Genomic DNA, 8,577 nt, shown 5'->3' with positions numbered 1-8,577 from the left:
ACGATCGATCCAAACGCTCATCAAGCTGTCCAAACTGCCATATCGCAAGACGATCGATACGTTTGATTTTACCGCGCAGCCTTCGGTGGATGAGCGCCGGATTCGAGAACTGCTTACCTTATCGTTTATTGATCGAAAGGAGAATATCCTCTTTCTCGGTCCACCGGGGATTGGAAAGACGCATCTGGCTATTTCGATTGGAATGGAGGCGATCGCAAGAGGGTATAAAACGTATTTTATTACCGCCCATGATTTGGTCACTCAGTTAAGAAGAGCCGACCAGGAAGGAAAGTTGGAGAAAAAGCTTCGTGTCTTTGTGAAGCCAACCGTTCTCATTATTGATGAAATGGGGTATCTAAAACTGGACCCGAACAGCGCTCATTACTTATTTCAGGTCATCGCCCGTCGGTACGAACATGCCCCGATTATCCTCACCTCCAACAAAAGCTTTGGGGAATGGGGAGAAATCGTGGGAGACTCGGTTTTGGCGACAGCGATGTTAGATCGATTACTGCATCATTCCATCATTTTCAACCTAAAGGGGGAAAGCTATCGATTGCGGGAAAAAAGGCTCCAACAAGAAAAACAGAAGGATCAATGAGGTCCTTCTGGGGAATTTTAAACCGGCGATTTTGGGGAAAAAATAATCGGCCTTGACAGCGGGAAAGATGAAACGATTGCAAGCTTGCAAGATACTATTGTGTTTGCGTTAAAAGGAATTGCAGCATATCGCACGCATGCTCATCAACTCGGATATACAGACCCGTTCGTCGACACAACAACACACGAAGCGTTATATATGACGTTAACAAATTCTAACTTTAACGTACAAGAACATTTAGATATGGCAATGAAAGTTGGTAGAGCTGCCATTCGAGTCATGGAACTACTTGATCGGGCACATACGGAACGGCTTGGCATTCCTCAGCCTGTCCGAGTCACACAAAATAAAATGGAAGGAAAATGTATTCTCGTAACAGGACATAATTTATTTGCTCTCGAACAGCTATTAAAGCAAACGGAAGGAAAAGGAATTAATATTTATACACACTCAGAAATGCTTCCAGCACACGGCTACCCACAATTAAAAAAATACAAACATCTAAAAGGAAATGTCGGAAAAGCATGGTATGATCAACGTCGCTTATTTGAAAAGTTTCCTGGCGCTATTTTAGCGACAACAAACTGTGTCATGCCAATTAAAGGTTCATACGCTGATCGCATGTTTTCATACGATGTGGCAGGATTAGAACATGTACAAAAAATTGAAAATGACGATTTCACACCGTTAATTGAAAAAGCATTACAACTTCCAGAAGCAAATATCGAATCAGAAGAAACATTAGTGACCGGTTTCCATCACGAAACAGTCATTCAAATTGCGCCTGAAATTATTCAAGCTGTAAAGGAAGGAAAAATTCAACGCTTTTTCGTTATTGCAGGATGTGATGCTCCTGGAAAAGGTGGCGAATATTATCGCTCATTAGCAACATCTTTACCAAAAAACACCGTCATTTTAACGACATCTTGTGGAAAATTCCGCTTTAACGATGTGGATTATGGTGTTGTTCCTGGTACAAACATTCCGCGATATATTGACTTAGGCCAATGCAATAACTCGATTTCAACAGTAAAAATTGCGATGGCGCTTGCAGAAGCGTTTGGCTGTGAAGTGAATGAACTGCCTGTTAGCATCGTCCTTTCGTGGTTTGAACAAAAAGCGGTTGCCATCTTACTCGGATTGTTTAGTTTAGGCATTCAAGACATTCGAATTGGACCGAAAGCACCACACTTCATTTCAGAAGGTGTGTTACGCGTCCTACAGGATATGTTCGGTCTCAAACTGATCGGTGACGTAGAAGAAGATATGCAAGCGATGTTAGCACATTAAAAGGGCTGTTTTATCCAGCCCTTTTCATATTTACGAAGCTTGATCTAACCATACACTCATATTAAATCCTTCGTCTGTGACGTATCCATCCACACTCCAAATGCGCTTTTTCGCTTTTTTTGCTTCCTCTTGTGCTTTATACAATCTTTTTGCATATTTTGTATCCGGTTCAAACACATAAGCAACGCGTGCAAGCCCTTCTTGTACAATTTTTTCTTGATACAAAGTTCCATCCTCCAACCATATGTACGCAAGCAATCGACCGTAACGATCATACGGTTGTTCTTTCGCACTTAATTCGACCGTCACTTTTTTGTGAAGAAGAACGTCTTTAGCCATTTGTTTTGCTTCTTCACCATACGCCTGTTTTTCGCGATACGTTTCGGGCGTGTCAATGTTTAACAGACGAACGGTTACCATCTCTCCATCTTTTTTTACTTTGACTGTATCTCCATCAACAACGTATTGTACTGTCGTAACAAACGTCGTTCCTTTATTTTGCTGTACACAGCCGTGAATAAGGAAAATGAATACAAAAAGAACAAACCATTTTTTCATCCTCGTATCATCTCACCTTCAAGGTGCGAAATATTTGACTCACATTCCAACATCCACTTTTCTCCATCGAACGAAACGATCGTCACACTCGTACCATATACGCGACTATTTTCCCATAACTGTGCGAGCGTTTGCTGTTTCCAATATACAAGAAGCGTACGAATAACGACACCATGTGTCACGACGAGAACATGACCTTCTGAATGAGTGTGAGCAATATGATGAATGGCAGCTACAGCTCGCCGTTGCACATCAAGAAATGTTTCCCCAACAGTCGGATTGTACGCATGTGGTTCATAATAAAAATGATGATGATTTCGCTCGTCCGTTTGAGCAATTTCGGCAATCGTTTTTCCTTCCCAATGCCCTAAATGAATTTCACGTAATCGCTCATCAAAATAAGTTGGTACGTCTCGTTGTCCTAAAACAATTTGAGCCGTTTCTTTTGTTCGATCGCTCGGGCTACAATACAGAGCCGTAAACGGAACTGTACGTAAGCATTCCTGTAAAAGTGCCGCATGTTTTCTTCCTGTTGCGGTTAAAGATGAATCTTTCCATCCTTGCATGCGTTGTTGAGCATTCCACTCTGTTTCTGCATGGCGAATGACGTATAATTTTAACATGTTACATTCCCCCTCCAAACGAAAAAAGTAAGCTATGTTCGCTTACTTTTTCAGTATGCCATATGTTGTGAAAGTTGTGCAAAAAATATAGATTCTAGCGATTGCCCATCTTGACAAAGTGTAGAAACCGAATCATATACGAGCATTTGTCCTTGATGAATAAACGCAACAGTATCTGCAATTTCTTCCACGATCGACAACATATGTGTCGAGAAAATAACAGCTTTCCCCTTTTCTTTTTCTGTGCGAATGAGGCGTTTAAATTCCCATACCCAGTACGGATCTAAGCCATTGGTTGGCTCGTCTAAAATAAGCAATGGGGCGTCCGCTAAAAGCGCTTGCGCAAAGGCAAGACGTTGTTGCATTCCTTTTGAATATGTCTTTACTTGCTTATGTTGATCGTTCGTCAACCCAACAAGCTGTAAACATTGTTCAACACGCTTATCTGTTGCCCCTTGCCATCGTCCGAACAAAGATAACACTTCGTAACCTGTTAAAAGTGGAGGAAATTGCAAATGATCCGGCATAAAGGAAAACCAATGTTTATCATCTTTTTGAACTTGTTTTCCGTTTACATATATGTCTCCTTTTGTTGGAGTGAGCTGTCCAATTAACATTTTAATAATTGTACTTTTCCCTGCACCGTTACCACCGCATAACGCCAAACATTGTCCTGGCTGAACAGAAAATGAAATGTTTTCTACTTTATTTTGCTCGTTGTATATTTTCGTTAGCTGTTTCACCTCAAGCATGACGTTTCCCTCGTTTCATCCATACGTTCGCTAAAAATAGCGGTACAATGATCCATACGCACGCGATCGCCACAAATACTAGTTGTCCACTTGCGCTTTCTGCCCATTTCGACCATTCATATAGCTGTGGGCCAAATAGAGCGCTACTTTTCATCGCCGTTATCGTCCAAACACGCACAAGCTCAACAGGATTAAACATAACGGATAACCCGAATAGTAAGATGGTAAACTGTTTTGGCACAAGCGATAATAATGCCAATGTGAGAAATTCATAAAATAAAACGAAAAATGCCCAAATAAACAGGCTGACACCGAGCGCTTGTAAACGATTAGAAGCAACAAGTCCAATGAATAAAGCGATGGCTAAAAAAATGCTCGTTAATACGATCGTCAATGCAAACGAAAGGAAAAAAAATATCGACCACGTTCCTCCTGTTGTAAAAAGGATAACACTTGCACTTCCATATCCGAAAGCAATCACTGTCCATAATGATATACAACTACCGGCATATAATCCGAACGTTAACGAACGAGGGAAGATCGGATATGTTAATATAAGTGATAACCGACCGTCTTCTTTCTCCCCTGCAATAAACAAACTACCTGCTAATAAAGAGACAAGTGGAACAAGTAAAAGAGACAAGTTTAATAAAGCTGCCGTCGAACGTGTAAATACTCCTTCTGTCTCGTGCCCGCTACTCGCGATCACGGTTGATGATAAAACAGCAAATATAATGGCGAAGCTTATCAGCCATTTGCTACGAATCATCATCATCCATTGGTACTTCATCGCTGTATTCATTTTTCAAATCCCCACCGATGTTGTTTTAGTTGCTCATACGTCCATAACTGTCCTTCCCCTTCTCGTTCCATGTACGCTTTCGCATGTTGCTCATTCGCAAATGAAACGACCCCGTAGTTCATCGGCGTCCAATAATTTGGATCATAAGCATAGACAGCTTTCTCGAGTTCAATCCATTCACCGTTTGTTACATCACGAACATACAGCTTAGCTATGTCATCGTTGTTTTGCTTATTCATCCATTCCACCATGCAGCCGATATCGTCAAATTTATGCACCGTTCCATCTTTTAAAATTGCTTCTGTCGCATACTGTTCTGCTACGATACTCATATTGCAAACTACACATACATCAATATCTGGATTAATGTCTTCGGGTTCATACGTTTTCTCTCCACTACATGCGGCAAGAAAACATGCAAATAAAAGACTAGCAATTTTTTTCATGTTTCATTCCCCTCCCATATGCAAACATAAACAAACTGCTTACTAATAAGATGCTCCCAAACAACAAAAGTCGCCATGATCGTTCGTTTGTTTCACTTTTCTTATAAATGACTTCCATAAGCGGAAAACGGTCTTCCCCTTGCGCCTGTGCTTGCGTAAAAAATGACTCCGTCGTGTCAAGGAGCGCTAACGCAGGACTTTGAAAGTAAAATTGCACGCTTGGCCATTGTCGTAACAGTCGACTATACATGGAACGAATACGATGTGGGGCATCCCCAATTCCATCATCGTTCAAGTCGTAAAACCGGTAACTATCCCAATAGTTCCCTTTTTCTCCATCGTCAAATGCAATAGCAGTTCCTTGAATCAATGCGTCTTCCATATTTCCTAAAAATTTATTTTCAACAACAATTGTGTCATGATTTTCATATAAACTATGCAGAGCACGATAATTTCCAATAAATTCATTTATTTTTATGGTGCAATGACGTGCATTTTGTAATGATAACGCTGTACTATTATAAAGCAACCTATTTTGATACATCAAAACATGTTCACTATCATAAATAAGCGCTCCATATCCACGGTAATCTAATTGCTTGGCAATCGTATTTTGTTCGATCGTAAATCGTTGTGACATCATCATCATAATTCCATTAATGTTTTCCATTAGCACATTCTCTTTTGCTATTCCGTCTTCAGCATACATAAAATGGATGGCATAGCGTGCATTTGTTACTTTATTTTTCTCGATCGTCGTATGTTCAGCTCCATCCAAATACACACCATCTTGTACACGCGAAATATCATTTTGGCTTACAATGACATGTTTTGTTTTCAATAAGTGAATGCCGTTGCCCCGTTGAGCAAAGTGAACATCTCTGCCACGAATAACATTGTTTACGAGATGAATATTTGTTCCTTTTTCTACGTAAACACCGTAATGGACATCTTCGATACGTACGTTTTTTAATGTGACATGTGCACTTTCTTTAATTTGTACACCAGATCCTTTTCCGTATGCACTTCTACGAATGGTGAGCCCTTCTATATAAACATGAGGCGCACGAATGGTTACGACATATTCACTTCCATTTCCATCAACTATCGCTCCGGGCTCAGCAATCAAATGAATCGGCTTATGAATAATAATCGGACCTTCGTATACTCCTCGTTTGACGACTAATACATCGCCGGCATGCGCTTCATCAATCGCCTGTTGCAACTGTTTATGTCCTTCCATTGTTTGTCCATATACAGTTTTTGCAAGCAAAAGTGTAACGATCGGGATAAGCCAAAAAAATAAGCTACGCATATACATTCATTCCTTGTTCTTATCATTTATACATCTACACTAATGTAAATTTGTGAAGAAAAAAGAAAATATATGTGAACAAAACGTGAAAAGAGGCACTAATGAAGCGCCTCTTTCGATTGATTATGTTGTTCGAGCCATTGCAGTAACTTTTCTGCTTCTAACGATTGACTAAAGTAAAACCCTTGCGCAAAATCACAATCCATCTTTTGCAACAAAGATACTTGATCGTCACGTTCTACTCCTTCGGCAAGTACTTGTAAATCTAAACTTTTCGCTAAATGAATAATCGTATCAACGATCGTAGCATCTTTCGAGTTATCCGTAATATCACGAATAAATGAGCGATCAATTTTCAACAATGAAACGGGTAAGTTGCGAATGTAAGCAAGCGATGAAAAACCCGTACCGAAGTCGTCAATCGCCACTTGAATGCCGATCTGTTTTAATTGTGTTAAAATATGTTTTCCAGTCTCGATGTTTTCCATTAATCCACTTTCTGTGATTTCTAAAATTAAATAGTTTGGCGGAAATTGTGTGTCTTGCAAAATATTTTTTACATGCATCACAAATTCTTTTCGATTTAGTAAAAATGGTGATAAGTTCACCGCAAGCTTGAGCGTCGGAAAATGGGTTTGCCATTGTTTTACTTGTCGACACGCTTCTTTTAACACCCATGTTGTAATTTCAAAAATAAATCCATTTTTCTCTGCGATCGGAATAAACTCTAGTGGTGAAATTGCTCCAAGCGTTGGATGCGTCCAACGCATAAGCGCCTCAACTCCCATAATCGCTTCATTATCTAACGACACTTTCGGTTGATAGCATAAATAAAACTGATTGTTTAACAACGCAAGCGGCAACTCTTGTTCAATCATCGTCTTTCGGTTTTGTTGAGGGTGGTAAAAATGATAACCTTTCCCTCTCTCTTTTGCATAACAGAGCGCTTGATCTGCTTGTTTTAATAACGTATCTAAATCCATACCGTCTTGCGGAAAAAACGTTACTCCAACAGAAAGACTAGATTGAATGACATGCTCTTTATATCGGAATGGCTCTACAAACGATTGAAGCAAATGTTCCATCCGCGTAACAATCGTTTCTTTATTCACATCGTGTAGCACGATCACAAACTCATCGCCACCGATGCGAGAAAAAAAGTCTTCTTGTTGCAAATGTTGCTGAATGCGACGAACAGCTTCTTGCAAAAAGAAATCTCCTGCCTGATACGAAAAGCGATCATTGATCCATTTAATTTTATCAAAATCAATATAACATAATGCAAACGGTCGTTTTTGTTGAATCATATGTTGTACATACGATTCAAAATAAAAACGGTTTGGAATGTCGGTTAACGAGTCGAAGTGTTTTAATTTTGCGAGTGCTTCCTCGCAACATTTCCACTTTGTAATATCTTTTGCAACAACGATAACATGTTCAATTTCATTTTGTTCGTTTAACAACGGATGGGCATGCATATGAATCCATATAAAACGCCCTTCATTTGTCCGCCACCGACAATCAACCGTCGTTTCTTTTTCTTTTGTCGCATAAATGGTATGTAGCTTTTCCATCAAAAGCGGTATGTCTTCATGGTGAACAAAAGAAAATAATTCGTGGCTACAAACTTCTTCTGTGCACTTCAACACATATTGAGCGGTTGGCGAAACGTATGTAATCTCGCCTTCTGCTGATAAAATAAACGTAAATTCAGATGCAAGTGAAGCGATCGAAGAAGTAAGACGCATATCGATAAACGGTTCGTATTGATATGTCGCAACAACCGCTTGTAAATTCCCTTCCTTGTTGTATAACGCAGTTGCTTGTACATATACATCGTTTTGTCCATTTTTTTGTTTTACAATGGCATACGAAACGGTGCGCCCATTTTCAGCTTCTTGAATAAACTTTTCTAACAGCTCGCGATCAAGGTCACGATGATAAAAATGTTGAAAAAAATGTTCATCTGCTCCTAAAATTTTTCCATTTGGGGCAATGACAGCGATTGCTTGCATCATTTTATTCATCCTCTTTGTTGTTAAAATTCTATCTTCATTTTCACTAAAAACGGTGAAAAAATCAACAACGTTTCTAATATTGTTTGAGTCAAGACTTTGTGGGAGATTTTTTTCTCGACCGATTTTTTTGGTTATATATGGTTTTATAAAATCGTTATATGTAAGCGCTTTT

The 8,577-nt window shown here is 39.5% G+C and carries 9 protein-coding genes; 2 read left to right on the top strand and 7 right to left on the bottom strand.

Going from position 1 to position 8,577, the window contains the following annotated elements:
* On the top strand, positions 1-601 hold a 601-nt coding region (gene istB / locus EKC99_RS14650), incomplete at its 5' end, for an IS21-like element IS5376 family helper ATPase IstB (RefSeq protein ID WP_163152484.1).
* Between the two features lie 42 nt (positions 602-643).
* Entirely contained in the window at positions 644-1,891 is a 1,248-nt protein-coding gene (gene hcp, locus EKC99_RS14645; RefSeq protein WP_163152561.1) for a hydroxylamine reductase, read from the top strand.
* Between the two features lie 30 nt (positions 1,892-1,921).
* Here the strand turns inward: hcp and EKC99_RS14640 are convergent, their stop codons facing one another.
* The 7 genes from EKC99_RS14640 to EKC99_RS14610 form a co-directional block, all read right to left on the bottom strand.
* Entirely contained in the window at positions 1,922-2,449 is a 528-nt protein-coding gene (locus tag EKC99_RS14640) for a thermonuclease family protein (RefSeq protein ID WP_163152559.1), read from the bottom strand.
* Positions 2,446-3,072, bottom strand: coding sequence for a histidine phosphatase family protein (locus EKC99_RS14635; RefSeq protein WP_163152557.1), 627 nt, complete (start codon positions 3,070-3,072; stop codon positions 2,446-2,448). The genes EKC99_RS14640 and EKC99_RS14635 overlap by 4 nt, the downstream gene beginning before the upstream one ends.
* Before the next feature lie 50 nt (positions 3,073-3,122).
* The gene (locus EKC99_RS14630; protein WP_163152555.1) at positions 3,123-3,824 is read right to left on the bottom strand and encodes an ABC transporter ATP-binding protein; all 702 of its coding nucleotides are present in this window, start codon (positions 3,822-3,824) and stop codon (positions 3,123-3,125) included.
* Positions 3,817-4,626: an ABC transporter permease gene (locus tag EKC99_RS14625; protein ID WP_163152553.1), complete on the bottom strand. Its 810-nt coding sequence runs from the start codon at positions 4,624-4,626 to the stop codon at positions 3,817-3,819. Before EKC99_RS14625 ends, EKC99_RS14630 begins: the two co-directional genes overlap by 8 nt.
* Complete coding sequence (locus EKC99_RS14620) at positions 4,623-5,072, bottom strand: nitrous oxide reductase accessory protein NosL (protein WP_163152551.1); 450 nt, start codon at positions 5,070-5,072, stop codon at positions 4,623-4,625. The genes EKC99_RS14625 and EKC99_RS14620 overlap by 4 nt, the downstream gene beginning before the upstream one ends.
* Entirely contained in the window at positions 5,056-6,387 is a 1,332-nt protein-coding gene (locus EKC99_RS14615; protein WP_163152549.1) for a right-handed parallel beta-helix repeat-containing protein, read from the bottom strand. Before EKC99_RS14615 ends, EKC99_RS14620 begins: the two co-directional genes overlap by 17 nt.
* 98 nt (positions 6,388-6,485) lie before the next feature.
* On the bottom strand, positions 6,486-8,414 hold the full coding sequence (locus EKC99_RS14610) for a putative bifunctional diguanylate cyclase/phosphodiesterase (protein WP_163152547.1): 1,929 nt from the start codon (positions 8,412-8,414) through the stop codon (positions 6,486-6,488).
* Positions 8,415-8,577 lie beyond the last annotated feature (163 nt).

The sequence above is a fragment of the Anoxybacillus sp. MB8 genome (genome assembly GCF_011006755.1).
GTDB lineage: Bacteria > Bacillota > Bacilli > Bacillales > Anoxybacillaceae > Anoxybacillus > Anoxybacillus gonensis.
Note: the sequence above shows the minus strand (reverse complement) of the source record. Positions and strands in the feature narration are given on the sequence as shown.

Coding starts and splice junctions, on each gene's coding strand:
- EKC99_RS14640 (WP_163152559.1), bottom strand. CDS start 2,449: ATGAAAAAATGGTTTGTTCTTTTTGTATTCATTTTCCTTATTCACGGC.
- EKC99_RS14635 (WP_163152557.1), bottom strand. CDS start 3,072: ATGTTAAAATTATACGTCATTCGCCATGCAGAAACAGAGTGGAATGCT.
- EKC99_RS14630 (WP_163152555.1), bottom strand. CDS start 3,824: ATGCTTGAGGTGAAACAGCTAACGAAAATATACAACGAGCAAAATAAA.
- EKC99_RS14625 (WP_163152553.1), bottom strand. CDS start 4,626: ATGAATACAGCGATGAAGTACCAATGGATGATGATGATTCGTAGCAAA.
- EKC99_RS14620 (WP_163152551.1), bottom strand. CDS start 5,072: ATGAAAAAAATTGCTAGTCTTTTATTTGCATGTTTTCTTGCCGCATGT.
- EKC99_RS14615 (WP_163152549.1), bottom strand. CDS start 6,387: ATGCGTAGCTTATTTTTTTGGCTTATCCCGATCGTTACACTTTTGCTT.
- EKC99_RS14610 (WP_163152547.1), bottom strand. CDS start 8,414: ATGAATAAAATGATGCAAGCAATCGCTGTCATTGCCCCAAATGGAAAA.